Annotated in this window: 12 protein-coding genes; 3 read left to right on the forward strand and 9 right to left on the reverse strand. The window is 66.6% G+C overall.

Annotated elements, in window-relative coordinates:
* Window positions 1–201: 201 nt before the first annotated feature.
* Complete coding sequence (locus ACSQ89_RS16115; RefSeq protein WP_436290163.1) at window positions 202–546, forward strand: hypothetical protein; 345 nt, start codon at window positions 202–204, stop codon at window positions 544–546.
* Between the two features lie 25 nt (window positions 547–571).
* Here the strand turns inward: ACSQ89_RS16115 and ACSQ89_RS16120 are convergent, their stop codons facing one another.
* Both ACSQ89_RS16120 and ACSQ89_RS16125 read right to left on the reverse strand, forming a co-directional pair.
* The gene (locus ACSQ89_RS16120; RefSeq protein WP_436290162.1) at window positions 572–1,729 is read right to left on the reverse strand and encodes an iron-containing alcohol dehydrogenase family protein; all 1,158 of its coding nucleotides are present in this window, start codon (window positions 1,727–1,729) and stop codon (window positions 572–574) included.
* A 4-nt stretch (window positions 1,730–1,733) separates the two neighbouring features.
* The gene (locus tag ACSQ89_RS16125) at window positions 1,734–2,642 is read right to left on the reverse strand and encodes an NAD(P)-dependent oxidoreductase (protein WP_436290161.1); all 909 of its coding nucleotides are present in this window, start codon (window positions 2,640–2,642) and stop codon (window positions 1,734–1,736) included.
* 235 nt (window positions 2,643–2,877) lie between these two features.
* On the opposite strand from ACSQ89_RS16125, the gene ACSQ89_RS16130 reads away from it, so the two are divergent.
* A complete protein-coding gene (locus tag ACSQ89_RS16130; protein WP_436290160.1) occupies window positions 2,878–3,945 on the forward strand; it encodes an amidohydrolase family protein in 1,068 nt (355 codons plus the stop codon).
* A gap of 29 nt (window positions 3,946–3,974) precedes the next feature.
* Window positions 3,975–4,964, forward strand: coding sequence for a Bug family tripartite tricarboxylate transporter substrate binding protein (locus tag ACSQ89_RS16135; protein ID WP_436290159.1), 990 nt, complete (start codon window positions 3,975–3,977; stop codon window positions 4,962–4,964).
* A gap of 1 nt (window position 4,965) precedes the next feature.
* On the opposite strand, the gene ACSQ89_RS16140 is transcribed toward ACSQ89_RS16135, so the two are convergent.
* The 7 genes from ACSQ89_RS16140 to ACSQ89_RS16170 form a co-directional block, all read right to left on the reverse strand.
* Complete coding sequence (locus ACSQ89_RS16140) at window positions 4,966–5,385, reverse strand: 5-carboxymethyl-2-hydroxymuconate isomerase (protein WP_436290158.1); 420 nt, start codon at window positions 5,383–5,385, stop codon at window positions 4,966–4,968.
* A gap of 25 nt (window positions 5,386–5,410) precedes the next feature.
* Window positions 5,411–7,132: a GMC family oxidoreductase gene (locus ACSQ89_RS16145; protein ID WP_436290157.1), complete on the reverse strand. Its 1,722-nt coding sequence runs from the start codon at window positions 7,130–7,132 to the stop codon at window positions 5,411–5,413.
* Window positions 7,129–8,112: a Bug family tripartite tricarboxylate transporter substrate binding protein gene (locus ACSQ89_RS16150; RefSeq protein ID WP_436290156.1), complete on the reverse strand. Its 984-nt coding sequence runs from the start codon at window positions 8,110–8,112 to the stop codon at window positions 7,129–7,131. Before ACSQ89_RS16150 ends, ACSQ89_RS16145 begins: the two co-directional genes overlap by 4 nt.
* A gap of 38 nt (window positions 8,113–8,150) precedes the next feature.
* The gene (locus ACSQ89_RS16155) at window positions 8,151–9,638 is read right to left on the reverse strand and encodes an aldehyde dehydrogenase (protein ID WP_436290155.1); all 1,488 of its coding nucleotides are present in this window, start codon (window positions 9,636–9,638) and stop codon (window positions 8,151–8,153) included.
* Window positions 9,639–9,660: 22 nt separating this feature from the next.
* Entirely contained in the window at window positions 9,661–11,094 is a 1,434-nt protein-coding gene (locus ACSQ89_RS16160; RefSeq protein ID WP_436290154.1) for an MmgE/PrpD family protein, read from the reverse strand.
* 240 nt (window positions 11,095–11,334) lie between these two features.
* Window positions 11,335–13,047, reverse strand: a complete 1,713-nt coding sequence (locus ACSQ89_RS16165) for a GMC family oxidoreductase (protein ID WP_436290153.1) — start codon at window positions 13,045–13,047, stop codon at window positions 11,335–11,337.
* 11 nt (window positions 13,048–13,058) lie between these two features.
* On the reverse strand, window positions 13,059–14,555 hold the full coding sequence (locus ACSQ89_RS16170) for an aldehyde dehydrogenase family protein (RefSeq protein ID WP_436290151.1): 1,497 nt from the start codon (window positions 14,553–14,555) through the stop codon (window positions 13,059–13,061).
* Window positions 14,556–14,715: the final 160 nt, after the last annotated feature.

The raw sequence follows: 14,715 nt of genomic DNA on the forward strand, positions 1-14,715 counted from the left end.
AGCGTCCCTGCTGCACACACCTGTCGTCAGCGAGGACACATGGAGCACCGACGGCTCTCCCCGCCATGTCTGCAGCAGACCCTCCTGCCGTGGCATGCCTGTTGCTGCCCGTCATTGAACACGAACTTCGAGACAGCCCATGAGCACATTCGACAGCCGTACCTTCATCGTCACAGGCGGCGCCAACAGCAAGGAGCTGCCGTGAATACGACCGATGTCAAGCCTTCTACTGTCCGGCTGGCAGAAGTGAATCCGCAGGCCATCGCACGCTACAAGAAGATGCGCGCGCTGGTGATGCCCGCGCCGGGCGTCGATGCGGCCACCTGTGAAACCGTGCTCGCGATGCAGCTTGCGCTGCGCGGCCACGAGCTGCCCTTCAAGGTCCATGCGATGCGGGCGATGGCCCGGTCGATCTCCCTCGCGCAGCTGGAAGGCCTCCTGCTGGCAGGAGTGGGGGTATCGCTGCTCGCCTGCGAAGCCGCGCGCGCCCTGGACTGGCTGCGTGAAGCACACGAGGAGTTCACGCGTTCGGCGCCCGCAGGCTGAGGATTTCCCCGAAGCGCCCCGGCCGCTACCAGGCCGCGTCGAGGATGGCGCGCACGTCAGCTGCGCCCTGCACGCTCCGCGGACTGCGGCTGATGAAGAAGTCCGACATCGCCGCACTCGCGATGGCATCTAGATCTTCCTGGGCCAATCCGATGTCGCGCAGGCGATGCGGTATCGGCAGCGGCGCGAGAAGAGACGCCAGCACGTCGGCGGCAGCAGCTGCGGGCGGTTGGCCGAAACTCTCGGCAATGCGCGCGCTGGTCGCCTGCGTCGCTGGCTCATTGAAGCGCATGGTGTGCGGCAGTACGATGGCATTCACGATGCCATTGGACACGTGGGCGCGGTGCCCGATGGCATGCGCGAGCACCGAGGCAAGCCCACCGCCGGCCTGCTCGGTGCCGCGGCCGCATAGAAGCGCGGCGATGACGAGGTATTCGCGCGCGCCGATGTCCTCGGGCGCCATGCGATCCAGGTGGCGTGCCACGAGCCGTAGCGCATGCGTCAGCATCGCCTCCGAGACCGGGTCGCACTTCGGCGACTCCAATGCCTCCACTGCCGTGGAAAGCGTGTTGAGCGCCGCGCTCATCACCAGGTCCGCCGGCGCGGTGCGCAGGAACTCCGGATGCAGGAACAGCGCCTTTGCGCGCGTCTTGGGATCGAACAGCGCCAGCCGCTGGCCGGTATCGGCATCGTGAACCGCGCTGCCCACCTTCACGAAGGCCGTGCTCGGCGTGGTGGGGATGACGAACTGCGGCAGCTTGGGCGCGTCCAGTCGAGGACTGTCGAACTGGCCACTGGGCAGGCGCCTGGTGCAGAGTTCCTGCGGCGGGCGTTGCTCGGCCAGCAGGATGGCGGCGGCGCGCGCCGTGACGGCAGCCGAGCCGCCGCCAATGGCAATGATCGCATCGGCCTCCTGTTCACGCAGCTCGCGGACAGCTTCCTCCACCGCCTGCACGGGGCTGTTCGGTCGCACGGACTGGCTTTCGCCGACGAGCACCGGGCCCAGCGCTGATCGCAACAAATCCATCGCGGGCGAGGCGCTGACAGAACGGCCACTCACCACCACGGCGCGCTTGCTGCCGCTGCGCTTGAGTTCCTTGGCCAAGGCTGCGAGGCTGTCCTCGCCGCAATACAGCCGTAGTTCAGCTGCGAGGTGCTGAAAACCGAGGGCAGGACTGGTCATGGCCTCACTTGCGTCCTTCGACGGGCACACCCGTCCATTGCTCGTACATCTGAACCACGGCGACCCCGTCCTTGTCGCCCAAGCCCTGCGCCCGGGCCATCTGATAGACCTGGAGTGCCGTGTTGGCCATGAACATGGGCATGCCCAGCGACTTGGCGAGCTGGGTCTGAAGCTCGACATCCTTGAAGGTGATGTCCATGCGAATGCCGTCGAATTCGCGGTTCAGGATGCGCGGTGCCGAGTACTGGAATGCCACGCTGTTTCCGGTGGTGCCGCTGATGGTTTCGAACATCTGCTGGGGGTCCAGGCCTGCCTTGGCACCCAGCGCCAGGCCCTCGATGATCAACACGCGGTTCACCTGGAACAGCATGTTGTTGATCAGCTTCATCGCCAGGCCCTGGCCTATGGCGCCGAAATGAGTGATCTTGGTGGCCATGGATTGCAGCACTGGGCGCACTCTCTCAAGCGCCGCGGCGTCGCCGCCGACGTACGCGTTCAGCGTCCCTTCCTTCGCGCCCTTCTCCATACCGGTGACCGGCGAATCGAGCAGTTCCACGCCCTTGGCCGCGAGCTTCGGATGAAGACGCCGAAGCGCCATCAGGTCGATCGTACCCATGCTGATGACCACGTCGCCGGACTGGGCCGTCTGGATGAAACCGTCCGGACCGGCAATCACTTCCTCCGCCTGCGCGGTCGTGTCCACCATGGAGATGACGATACCCGCCTGGCGCGCAGCATCGGCCGGGCCCCTGGCGGCCAGTGCCCCGAGCTCCACGAAACGCCGTACCTTGGCCTTGTCGATGTCGTAGACCACCAGCGGGTGGCCCTTCTTCAACAGGTTCTCGGCCATCGGCCCGCCCATCATCCCGAGGCCTACGAAGGCGACGGTCTGCTCTCTCGCTTGCTTGCTCATTGCATCTCCTGATGTCTGGGGTTACCCGTGTGTCTCACGTCAGGAACAACAGTGCAAGCCCGATGCCAACACGCTTTGACTAGATTGACCGCCCAACTTCCGCGCGGGTGCCTCCGACCGCGCCATCTACGTCCGCCGTACAAGCACGTGTCCTTGGGCCGGACACGCAAAGAGCCTGCACGCCCGCGGCAGAAGGCTCCCGGCCCGGGGGCACGGCTCTTGCACTTGTGCGGCCATGAACGCTCCAGCAACACCCTCCTCCCCCGGTTCCATCTTCAGCGAAACGCAACGGCCAAACGAAGAGTGGCTGGCGCGCGCGAAGCCCGAGCCGACGCTCGAACCGGACCTGCCGATCATCGACCCGCACCTGCACTTCTGGCATCACAAGAGCGGCTACCGCTACTTCGTCGAAGAGTTCGCGCGCGACGCCGAGGAATCCGGCCACAACATCGAGGCCACGGTCTTCGTCGAGTGCAACGCGATGTACCGCGCCGGCGGGCCGGAGCACCTGAAGGCCGTCGGCGAAACGGAATTCGCAGTGGGCATGGCCGCGATGGCCGCCAGCGGAAAGTACACCGCAGCGCGCGGTGCGGCCGGCATCGTCGCCTATGCGGACCTGACGCTGGACGAAGGGCTGCTGCGCGAAACGCTCGAGGCCCATCGCGAGGCCGCCAACGGCCGCCTGCGCGGCATCCGCCAGCGCGCCAAGTGGGATGCAGACCCCATCGTTGCCGGCCCGGTCCGCGCGGGAAAGCGCGGCCTGTTCCTGGAAACGGAGTTCCGACGCGGCATCGCGCTGATGACAAAGATGGGGCTTTCCTTCGACGCCAGCATCTTTCATCCGCAGCTGCCGGAGGTCATCTCGCTCGCGCAAGCGAATCCGGATGCCAGCATCGTGGTGATCCATACCGCCAGCCCGCTGGGCTTCGGCTCGTATGCGGGTCAGGAGAAGCAGGTGCACGCCGACTGGCTGGCCGGCATGAAGGAGCTGGCGCGCTGCCCCAACGTCACCGTCAAGATGGGCGGGCTGCTGATGTGCCTGGGCAACTTCGACTTCAGCCAAGCGGAGGCGCCGCCCACGTCCGAGCAGCTCGCGATGCTCTGGCGGCCGTACATCGAGGACTGCATCGAGCTCTTCGGCGCCGACCGCTGCATGGTCTCGTCCAACTTCCCCGTCGAGAAAGCCGGCGTGACCTATGGCGCGACCTGGAACATGTTCAAGCGGGTCACCGCCAAGTACTCGCCCGACGAGAAGCGAAAGCTCTTTGCCGACACCGCCAGGCGCGTCTATCGCCTGGACTGAAGAACCATCACCAACTCAAGAGACAAACCATGACCCTTCCCCGACCGACCCGCCGGCTCGCACTCCTCGGCGTTGCCGCCCTGCTGGCCCTGCCCGCCTGGGCACAGCAGCCGTATCCCTCGCGTCCCATCAAGATCATCGTCGCCTTCGGCGCCGGCGGCAGCGCCGATTCGATCGCACGGCTCTATGGTCAGAAGATGTCCGAGCTGCTGAACACGCCGGTGATCATCGAAAACAAGCCCGGAGCCAACCAGATGACGGCGATCCGCGCGTTGATGGCATCCCCGCCGGACGGCTACACCCTGTACGCAGCCACCGGCAGCTCGCTGGTGCAGAACCCTGCGCTGCGTCCTGGGCTGCCCTACGACCCGCTGAAAGACTTCACGCTTATCGGCATGACCGTTACCAACCCGGGCGTGATCTTCGTGAGCCCGGCCCTGCCGGTCCACAACATCAAGGAGCTGGTGGCATATGACGCCGCGAACCCCGGCAAGCTCAACTATGGATCAGCTGGCCTCGGCACGGCAGGCCACCTGGCCGCCGAGGCACTCATCAGCGCCACCGGCCTGAAGATGACGCATGTGCCCTACAAGGCCGACGCCGACGTGATTCGGGAGGTGGTCGGCGGCAACGTGCACCTGGGCATCATGACCACGCTCAACACGGTGCAGGCCGTCAAGGCCGGCCAGATCCGGGCGATCGCCGTGACGACCGAAAAGCGCCTGCCCTACCTGCCCGACGTCCAGGCCCTGTCCGAAGCGGGGATGAAAAACCTCACCGCCCTCGATCCGCACACCTTCGCCAGCCTGGTAGGCCCGGCGGGCATGCCGCCAGCCGTGGTGACGAAACTGAACGAGGCGATCAACAAGACGTCCGCATCTCCGGACGTCGCGAATCGCGTGCGCAATACGCTCAACGCCGAACCCGTGACCGGCACACCCGCGAGCTTCCGCCAGTTCGTCGACGCCCAGCTGGCTATCTGGCGCGAGATCGGCAAGACGGTGAAGCTGCCGGAGTAGGCTAGCGGCCGAAAACGGCACGCAGGTTGTTGTGGAAGCCCTCGTACGACAGCACCACCGTGCCGGGCTTCTCCTTCGGCGTTTCTTCAATGTTCAAGGTGATGCCCATGGGCACCGCCCTGCGCGCAGTCTCCAGACGGTCCTTGAGCACGGCCATCAGCTTGTCGCCGGTGTCCTTCACCACCGCTGCGCCCCGCCCTTCGAAGATGCGCAGGTTCAGGTACATGAAGCCGTAGTTTCCCTTGCCGTCGCCGACCGCATAGTGGGTGGCGGGATAGGTCATCACGCGGGTGCCGCCTTCGGGGAACACTTGCTGGCCCTGCGCATCGCGGATGGAAAGCAGGGTCTCGAGCAGGGCGAGGCATAGCGCCTGGAAATCGGCCTCGATGTTGGGTGTGTGCTGGATGACGAGATGAGGCATGAGGGTTTCCTTGTGTTGTCTTGGTTCACGAAATCTCCGGCGAGGCCAGCATGGTGTCGGCAATCTTTTCCGCGGCCATCAGCGTGGGAAAGTTGGTGTTGGCGCAGGGCACCACGGGGAAGATGGATGCATCGACCACGCGCAGCGCCTGCACACCCTTGACCCGGCCCTGCGAGTCCACCACGGCCAGCGGGTCGTCCTCGCCGCCCATGCGGCATGAGCAGGAGGCGTGCCACACGCCGATGGCTTCCTTGCGGACAAAGGCCTCCAGTGCATCGTCGTCGCGCATGAGTTGCTCGAAGGTGAAGCCGTCGACCACGTGGTGGTCGATCATGTAGTGGCGCAACGGCGCGGGACCGTCCATCAGCGCGGCGCCGATGCTGGTGAGGATGCGGTTCTTCACCGTGATCTGGCTGATGTTGCGCACCCGCTCGGAGAAGGCGCTCGGAAATGGCTTGTCGGTCACCGCGCGCAGCGGACCGCTCGCCTGCAGCGCGGCCGCCTTGCGGAAGCCATCCATCAGTCGTCGGAGGTCGCGCGGGTCCGACAGCAGGTTGAAGGCGACCTCGGGCTCGGCCATCGGATCGCGAGAGGCGAGCCGCACCTGTCCCGTCTCGGAGTAGGTCTTGTTGACGAACAGGAGCATCGAGGCGATGCGCTGGCCCACCGCATGCCAGGCCGACTTGCTCAGCGCGGCGCAGAACATGTCGCCGGCCGGGACGCCGGGTAGCCCTGAGGAATAGCGCAGCGCGACCTGGAAGTGGCGTCGGGTCAGGCCGTTCATTCGCGCGCCGGGCCGGCAGAAGGACGACAGTCCGATGGACGGGTGATCCATCAGGCCGCGGCCGACGCCTTCGCTGGCGGCCAGCACGGGAATCCCCATCTGCCGCAGGTGTTCCACCGGGCCGATGCCTGCGCGCAGCAGGTGCGCGGGCGTATGGATGGCGCCGCAGGACAGGATGACCTCCCGCCCGCGGAACTCCAGCTCCTGCCCATTCACCAGCGCCTTCACGCCAACGCAGCGCATGCCCTCGAAGAGCAGCCGCGTCACGTGCGTACCGGTCATGATCTTCAGATTGGGGCGACGGCGCACATCGGCGTCCAGATAGCCCATTGCCGCCGAGACGCGGCGTTCGGCCTGGTTGTTGAAGGCCACGGGAAAGTAGCCTTCGACGAACTCGCCGTTCTGGTCGGGCAGATACGGATAGCCGGCTTCCTTGCATGCCTCTGCGAACGCGCTCGACAGGCCCGTCCAGTGCTCGCGCGGGATGCGGCTGACCGGAATGCGCCCGTGCTTGCCGTGCAGGGGGCCGTCGCAATCCAGGTCGCGCTCCACCTTGCGGAAGTACGGCAGCACGTCGTCCCAGCTCCAACCGGCCGCGCCGCGTGCCTCCCACTCGCGGTAGTCGGTGGGGGCGCCGCGGTTGAAAAGCTGGCCGTTGATGGCGGAGCCGCCGCCGAGCACGCGCGCCTGCGTGTACTTGCGCAGGGGCGGCCGGCTTGCCGCCTCTTCGCCGGGCCGGGGCGCCTGCGTCGTCACGCGCAGATCGGGCCAGTCGAAATGCGGGTTGAAGAACAGCCGGCCCGCGTAGCTGTCCAGCAGCTCGGGCGGTTCGTGGCCCGGCGGGGTGTCGATGCCCGCTTCCAGCAGCAGGACCTCGTGCGTCCCACGGGCCGAAAGCCGGTTGGCCAGGACCGAGCCCGCCGAGCCGCCGCCGACGATGACGGTGCCGTACACCTGCGTCATTCCAGTTTGATGTTCGCCGCCCGTACTACCTCGCCCCATTTGCGGTATTCGTCCATGTAGAGCTTGCCGAACTCGGCGGAGGTACCGGTGAGAGTGGTCATGCCGAGTTCCGCCACCTTGGCCTTGTATTCGGGCGTGGACGTCGCCTGGTTGATCGCCTCGGCGAGGGTCGTGGTGGCGGCCACCGGCGTGCCGGGTGGCGCCAGCACGCCCATCCACGCCTCGCCCACAACGTTCAGCCCCTGCTCCTTCAGTGTGGGCACGTCCGGAATGGCGGCCACGCGCTGCGCGGAACTCACGCCGTAGAACTTCAGCCTGGAGCGGTACTGCGTAGCGCCGCCCACGGCCACGAGCATGATGTCCACTTGGCTGCCCATGAGCGCCTGCAGCGCAGGCGCCATGCCGGTGTACGGCACGTGCAGCAGGTTGTCGGCCTTTGCCGCCTGCGCGAAGGCCACCGCCATCATCTGCGGGCCGGAGCCGGTGCCAGCGCTCGCATAGCTGAGGTTTTGCTTCTTCATCAGGGCCAGCAGTTCCTGCAGGTTGGCAGCCGGCAGGTCGGGGCGGCCCAGGAGCACGTAGCCGGTTGAAGCGAGCGGCGAGACGGGCACGAACTTCGTCGCATCCACCTTGCCCTTCGCCAAGTGCGGATAGATCGAGTTCACGTCGGTGATGCCCAGCAGCAGCGTGGTTCCATCCGCCGGCGCGCCATAGACGTAGCCGGCGCCGATGGAGCCCGTCGCGCCCGGCTTGTTCTCCACAATCACCGGCTGGCCCAGGCGATCGCCGACGCCCGCGCTGATGAAGCGCGCCAAGATGTCAGAGGAACCACCCGGCGGGAAGGGAACGATGATCTTGACCGGGCCGGAAGGCTTCCAGGCGGCCTGCGCCCGCGCCATGCCCGTTGCCAGCACGCCGGCTCCGGCGAGCGCGGCGAGCAGCTGCCGGCGCTGCAGGCCGGCTTCGAAGCTGTGAGTCATGTCTTTGTCTCCTGATGTTGGTATCGGTGGCGCAGCGCTCAGCCCGTGACGCGACCCGCCGTCCGGGGCATTCCGTCGAGGACCACGACCTTGGTTTCAAGGTAGGACCGCAGCCCTTCCGCACCGCCTTCACGCCCGATGCCCGATTGCTTGAAGCCGCCGAACGCGATGCTGCCCTCGTTGCGCATGCCGTTCTGGCCAACGGTGCCGGAGCGGATGCGGCGCGCCACGGCATAGGCGCGCTCCAGGTCGTTGGTGAAGATCGAGGCATTAAGGCCGTAGATGGTGTCGTTGGCGATGTCCACCGCCTGCTCGTCGTTATCTGCGGGGATCACGGCCAGCACGGGCCCGAAGATCTCCTCGCGCGCAATGGTGTGGTTGTTGTCGACGTGGCCGAACACCGTCGGCTCGATGTAGAAGCCGCGATCCAGATGCGCGGGGCGGCCGCCGCCGGTTGCCAGCGTTGCGCCCTCTGCCTTGCCTTTCTGAATGTAGCCCTCCACACGCTCGCGGTGGCGACGCATGGCCAGCGGACCCATCTGGGTGGCGGGGTCGAACGGATCCCCCACCTTCACCTTGCGGAAGTTCTCGCTCAAGGCCTCGACCAGCGCGTCGTGGCGCTTGCGGCTGACGATGATGCGCGTCAGCGAGGCGCACACCTGTCCGGTGAGGAAGATCGCCCGCGAGGCGATGTTCTGCGCCGCGGCAGCGACGTCGTAGTCGTCCAGCACGATCGCCGGCGACTTGCCGCCCAGTTCCAGCGTGCAGCGCGCGATGCGCTCGCCGCAGATGGACGCGATGCGTCGGCCGGCCGCGGTGGAGCCGGTGAAGGCAACCTTGTCCACGCCAGGGCTGCGCACCAGCCATTCCGACACTTCCCGCTCCGCCGTGAGGATGTTCACCACCCCGGGCGGGAAGCCCGCGGCTTCGCAGGCCTCGGCCAGGATATAGGCGGCACCGGGCGCCTCCGGCGAGACCTTGACGATCACGGTGCAGCCCGCGATCAGCGCCGGGCCGACCTTGCTGGAGATGGCGCCGGGCGCCGCGTTCCAGGGCACGATGGCGGCCACCACGCCGACCGGCTCGCGCACCAGCAGCGCCACTTCGCCGCCCGACTTGGGCTTGTGCCGTTCCTGGAAAGGGAAGGTCTCGGCCAACGCGGCATAGGACAGGTAGTCGTTGCTGATGCCGGCGCAGCGCGCCTTGGTGAACCCGTGCAGCGCGCCGGCTTCCGTGGTCCAGATGCGCGCATGCGGCTCGGCCAGCTTGTCCAGCTCCGCCGCCATGGCTCGCATGTACTTCGCGCGCTCCTCGTGTGCCATGCGTGGCCACGGGCCGTGGTCGAAGGCCTTGCGGGCCGCCGCCACCGCGCGGTCGACGTCGGCTTCCCGAGCCTCGGCGACGGAGAGGAACAGCTCCTCGGTGGCGGAGTTGGTCACCTCGATCCTGCTCGCGCTGGACGGTTCCGTCCAACGGCCGTCGATGAAGAACTTGTCCGGGTGCCGGACGGGTGCGTCTGCGTCCATTGCTGTCTCGCTCCTTCTGGATCTACTTGGCCAGTGCGGCCTGCTGGTGCTGCGCCGCGATGTGCAGCGGGTCCCCATGCAGGATCCGGACGAGACTTCCCACTGCGGGCTGGGCCTCCAGGTTCCTGACCAGGTGCTCGAGTTCATCCACGTTGCGCTGTGACAGCGACTTGGCGGCGAGGCGACGGTACTTGGCGGCCATCTGCTCGTCGCTCATGGGCTTCTGCCAGCTGCCGAGGAAGTGGTCGACGACCTTGTGAATCACGCGGCCATCCTTCAGGAGCACCTCGACATCGGTCCCGCGCGCGAACGAACGCCCCTTCTGCTCGCGCGACTCGTCGCGCAGGCAATCGACGCGCTTGGCGAAGGCAAGCAGGTCGGGCCGGCCCATGTTCTGTTCCACCATCTGATCGACGAAGACCTCGCCGTCAATCAGCTTCATGGCGATGCAGAAGCCCAGGTGCATCTGCGCTGCTGTGAGACCGACGGGCTCGTAGGGCAGCCACCAGGAGTGCTTGACTGCGTCATCGGTCATCTTCACCGTGATGCGCTCCACGTCCTCCGCCCTCAGGCCTTCCTGCATCAGATCCTCGATCGCATCCATGGTCGACAGGTTGGTGCCCACGCAGGCATGTCGCTTGATCGAGATGCGCATGGTCTCCCAGCGCGTGCCCAGTCCGTCGGTCAGTTCGGACAGATCGAACTGGTCGGTGCTCTGGGTGAAGGTGGTGCAGAAGCCGCCGTACTCCTCCTCGAACACATCCGCGATGCCGGTGAAGCCCTCCGCCGCCAGCAGAGCTGCGTACAGGCCGCTCTGCGCGGCCTTCGCCGACAGCATGCGCTTCACCATGGAGCCGAACTGCGTGGCGAGGATGCCGCCGGCCTGCGGCCCGGCAATGCCGAGGGCCTGGAAAATCTGCTCGCTGTCGAGCCCCAGCACACGGCCGGCCGCCACGGCCGCGGGGAACGCGCCGAACAGGCCCGGCGTGTGCCAGCCTTTGCCGAGCATCCTGTTGCCGTTCATGCACAGGCCCACGCGCGGGCCCACTTCGAAGCCGGCGATGATCGCCGTCAACAGCATCTCGCCGTCGACCTTGTCGGCACCGACCATCTCGGCCGCGGCGAACACCACGGGCAGCACCGCCGCGCAGCTATGGATCGAGGCGGGATTGGCGTCGTCCAGCTCGTAGCCCTGGATCATGGTGCCGTTGACCAGGACGGCGCTGGTGGCGGAGGCCGTCTTGCCCGCGCCCCAGATGGAAGCCGAGCCGCCCTGCGGCTCGAGGCGCTGGACGACATCGCCGAGCATCTCCGTCCACTTGAGATGCGCTCCGAAGAGGCCGCAGCCGAGGCCGTCGAGGATGATGGATTTCGCACGGGCCACCACTTCGGGCGGCACGTCCGACAGCTGAAGCCTGGCCGCGAATTCGGAAAGCTGGCGCGTATGTGAAGGCATGGGTTCTGTCACTCCTTAGTCGTTGGAATTCTGGAACGCCGCACGCGTCTTGGGGGTGGCATTTGGTGCCCCTCAGGGTCACTTGCCGTTACCGCCCCGCGTGCGCGCCTGCTCCCGTGAGCCCCGAACCTTGCTCGGCCTCGGGCGGCGCGATCGCTGCGTGCGACGATCCAGACTATTGAGAGAAGCCAAGGGCGGGACCCTCTGGCGTACGTGCCTGGGCGGCACGCCAGCTTGTCATCAGTGATGCACGAGTTCCGGGGTGAGCTGCGTCGCCGGAACTGCCGTAGTCGCCGGAACCACCGGAACCGCCGGGGAGGCCGGCCGCCCGGCGTCGGCCAGCACCATGTCGGCACACCTCTCGCCGATCATCATGGCCGGAATGCTGGTGTTGCCCGAAATGATCATGGGCATGATCGAGCAGTCGGCGATCCGCAGGCCTGCGATGCCGTGCACCCGCAGGCTCGGATCGACAACGGCCATCGGGTCCTGGCCCATCTTGCAGGTGCCGACCGGGTGGTAAGTGGTGTTACCGGCCCGCCGGATAAAGGCGAGGATGTCCTCGTCCGACTGCACCTGCGCGCCGGGCTGCAGTTCCTCCGCGATGACCTCCGCCAGCGGCGCAACGGCGGCGATCTCGCGCGCGCGGCGCACGGCCATCACCGCGGTGCGCCTGTCCCTCTCGGTCGCCAGGAAGCGATAGTGGATCGCCGGATCCGCAAAGGGGTCGGCCGATTGGATGTGCGAGCTGCCCGCGCTTTCCGGGCGCTGGATCTGGGCGAAGGCGAAGAACCCGTTGACGGGCGACATCAGGCGCTTCTTGTTCCTGACCTCGATCATGAAGGGATTCACGAGCAGGGCGATGTCGGACTGCTCGATGCCTTCGTGCGAGCGGGTGAACACGCGCAGCGTTGCGAGGCCCTGCGAGATGAAGCCCTTGCGCATGAAGACGTAGGACAACACTTCGCGAACCAGACCCCAGCCGCGGCCCCGATCGCATAGCGACAGGCCCTTGCGGTTGAACTTCCACTGCACTGATGGGCCGAAGTGGTCCCGCAGGTTTTCCCCCACGCCCGGCAGCGCATGGACAACGGGGATGCCATGCCTGGCAAGGATCGCCGGGTTGCCGATGCCCGAGAGTTCCAGCAGCTGTGGCGAGCCTATGGCGCCGGCGCTCAGGATCACCTCCCGCCGGGCACGGACCTCTTCCATTGCGCCGTTGCGGCGGTAACGCACACCCACGCAGCGCTTGCCCTCGAAGAGCAGCCCAGTGACGTGCGCGCCCTGGAGGATGGTGAGATTGGGCCGCTTGCGCGCGGGCTCCAGGTACTGCGTCGCCGTGCTCTGGCGCAGGCCTTTCCATACGTTGATCTGCGCCATCGCCACGCCGTGCTGGGTGGGCCCGCTGTAATCCGGGTTGAGCGGCAGGCCTACGGCCTGCGCGGACTGTATGAAGAGGTCGTAGAAGGGAGATGTCTTGCTGGCCGTCGTCACTTTCATCGGGCCATGGCGGCCTCGGTATTCGTCCGTCCCGATGTCGGTGCTTTCCAGCTTCTTGAAGTAGGGCAGCACATCCCGGTACGACCAGCCGGTGCAGCCCATGCGCTCCCAGGCGTCGTAGTCGAGGCGCTGCCCGCGGTTGAAGATCAGGCCGTTGATGGCACTGGAGCCGCCCAGGATCTTGCCGCGTGCCACATAAACGCGCCGTCCGCCGAGATCCGGGTTGGGTTGCGCGGACTGGCACCAGTTCACCCCGGGGGACTCGATCATCATTCCGCCACCGACCGGTGGGCGGGTCCAGATGTAGCCGGCGCCCCTGGTGCCGGCCTCGAGGCACAGAACCTTGTACTTTCCGCTTTCGCTCAAGCGTGCAGCCACCACGCCACCGCCGGAGCCGGAGCCGATGACGATGAAATCGGGCGCATGGAGCGGCGTCGATTGCTTGCTGTCCATGGCCGGGAAGCTCACAGGAAGACCTGCACCGACTTTTCCTCGGTGTACGAGTAGAGCTCTTCGATGCCGCGCTCGCGGCCGGTGCCACTGTTCTTGTAGCCGCCGAAAGGCACGGCGCGCACGTGCGAGTTGACGCCGTTGACCCAGACAAAGCCGGACTGCACGCGCTTTGCAGTGCGCAGGGCCTGGGTGATGTCGCTGGTCCAGACTGCGGCGGTCAGGCCGTACTCCACCGAGTTGGCCATGGCGATGACCTCCTCCACGTCCGACCAGCGCAGGATGGACAGCACCGGACCGAAGATCTCCTCGCGGGCAACGCGCATCTCCGGCGTGACATCCGCGAAGACGGTGGGCTGCAGCCAGTAGCCCTTCTCAAAGGTCTTTCCAGCCGGGCGCTCGCCGCCGGCAACCAGGCGCGCTCCTTCGGACTTCGCCGAAGCCACGAACTGCTGGACGCGCTCGAGGTGGGCGCGCGTGTTGAGGGCGCCCATCTGAGTGGACCAGTCGAATGGGTCGCCCACCCGCAGCGCCTTGTACTTCTCGGCGACCGCCTTCACCACGGCGTCGTAGATCGCGTCATGCACGAACAGGCGGCTGGTGGAGCCGCAGGACTGGCCTTGCAGCCCCAGGTTCATGCCGGCAACGGCGGCGGCAGCCACCTTCTCCACCGGCGCGTCTGGGAAGACGATGAACGGGTTCTTGCCGCCCAGCTCCAGCGAGATGTTCTTCACCGCCACCTCGGCGGCCGAACGCTGGATCGCCATGCCCGTTCGCACCGAACCGATGAAGGACAGACGCTTCACGCGCGGGTGGCGCACGATTGCATTGCCGGCAGAGCCGTCGCCGGTGACGACGTTCAGCACGCCCGGGGGCAGCACTTCACGGGCGATCTCGCCCAGCCGCACGGCCGAAAGCGGGCACTGGTCGGATGGTTTAAGCACCACCGTGTTGCCCGCGATCAGCGGCGAGGCCATGCCGTGGACCGCCATGGCGATGGGGTGGTTGAAGGCGATGATGCGGCCGACCACGCCATAGGGTTCACGCAGGGTCAGGTGCAACTTGTCCGAAGTTCCAGGGATGGTGTGGCCCTGCAGCTCGAAGCCTAGTCCGGCGTAATAGCGCAACCGCTCGACGCAGTTCGCCAGGTCGGGCTTCATGGAGGTGATGGCATTGCCGCTGTCCGCCACCTCGAGCATCAGCAGTTCGTCGGCGTGTCGGGTGAAGGCGTCGGCCAGCCGGTTCAGGCAGTTCGAGCGTTCCTGCATCGGCAGCTCCGCCCATTTGACCTGCGCCTTCTCGGCGGCTTCCACCGCCTGCTGCACGTCCGCCTCGGTGGCCTTCGGCACCTTGCCGATGTAATCCTCGGTCGCGGGGTTGACGCATTCGATCCACGCGCCGCCAGAGCTCTCGACCAGCTCACCGCCGATCAACATGCGGCCCGTGACCGGTGACTTGCGGAAGGCCTCAGCCGCGGTTTCGGGGGAGGTGGGTAGATGTGGGTGAGTCATGCTGTGTCGGCCTTACTTTGGATACAGGAATGGTCGATGCGCGCCCCGGCAGGGTCAAGACACATTTAGTGCGGATCACGGTAACCAGCTTTCACCGACCCGGTAACGCCAATTGACCCTGCGGCCAACGAAATGCCACCGCCACTCAGTGGTCGGCGCT

The sequence above is a fragment of the Variovorax sp. LjRoot175 genome (assembly GCF_964253805.1).
Taxonomy (GTDB): Bacteria; Pseudomonadota; Gammaproteobacteria; order Burkholderiales; family Burkholderiaceae_C; genus Variovorax.

Excerpts from the sequence above, each read along its gene's own strand:
- ACSQ89_RS16120 (WP_436290162.1), bottom strand. The coding sequence starts at position 1,729 with ATGACCAGTCCTGCCCTCGGTTTTCAGCACCTCGCAGCTGAACTACGG.
- ACSQ89_RS16125 (WP_436290161.1), bottom strand. The coding sequence starts at position 2,642 with ATGAGCAAGCAAGCGAGAGAGCAGACCGTCGCCTTCGTAGGCCTCGGG.
- ACSQ89_RS16130 (WP_436290160.1), top strand. The coding sequence starts at position 2,878 with ATGAACGCTCCAGCAACACCCTCCTCCCCCGGTTCCATCTTCAGCGAA.
- ACSQ89_RS16135 (WP_436290159.1), top strand. The coding sequence starts at position 3,975 with ATGACCCTTCCCCGACCGACCCGCCGGCTCGCACTCCTCGGCGTTGCC.
- ACSQ89_RS16140 (WP_436290158.1), bottom strand. The coding sequence starts at position 5,385 with ATGCCTCATCTCGTCATCCAGCACACACCCAACATCGAGGCCGATTTC.
- ACSQ89_RS16145 (WP_436290157.1), bottom strand. The coding sequence starts at position 7,132 with ATGACGCAGGTGTACGGCACCGTCATCGTCGGCGGCGGCTCGGCGGGC.
- ACSQ89_RS16150 (WP_436290156.1), bottom strand. The coding sequence starts at position 8,112 with ATGACTCACAGCTTCGAAGCCGGCCTGCAGCGCCGGCAGCTGCTCGCC.
- ACSQ89_RS16155 (WP_436290155.1), bottom strand. The coding sequence starts at position 9,638 with ATGGACGCAGACGCACCCGTCCGGCACCCGGACAAGTTCTTCATCGAC.
- ACSQ89_RS16160 (WP_436290154.1), bottom strand. The coding sequence starts at position 11,094 with ATGCCTTCACATACGCGCCAGCTTTCCGAATTCGCGGCCAGGCTTCAG.
- ACSQ89_RS16165 (WP_436290153.1), bottom strand. The coding sequence starts at position 13,047 with ATGGACAGCAAGCAATCGACGCCGCTCCATGCGCCCGATTTCATCGTC.
- ACSQ89_RS16170 (WP_436290151.1), bottom strand. The coding sequence starts at position 14,555 with ATGACTCACCCACATCTACCCACCTCCCCCGAAACCGCGGCTGAGGCC.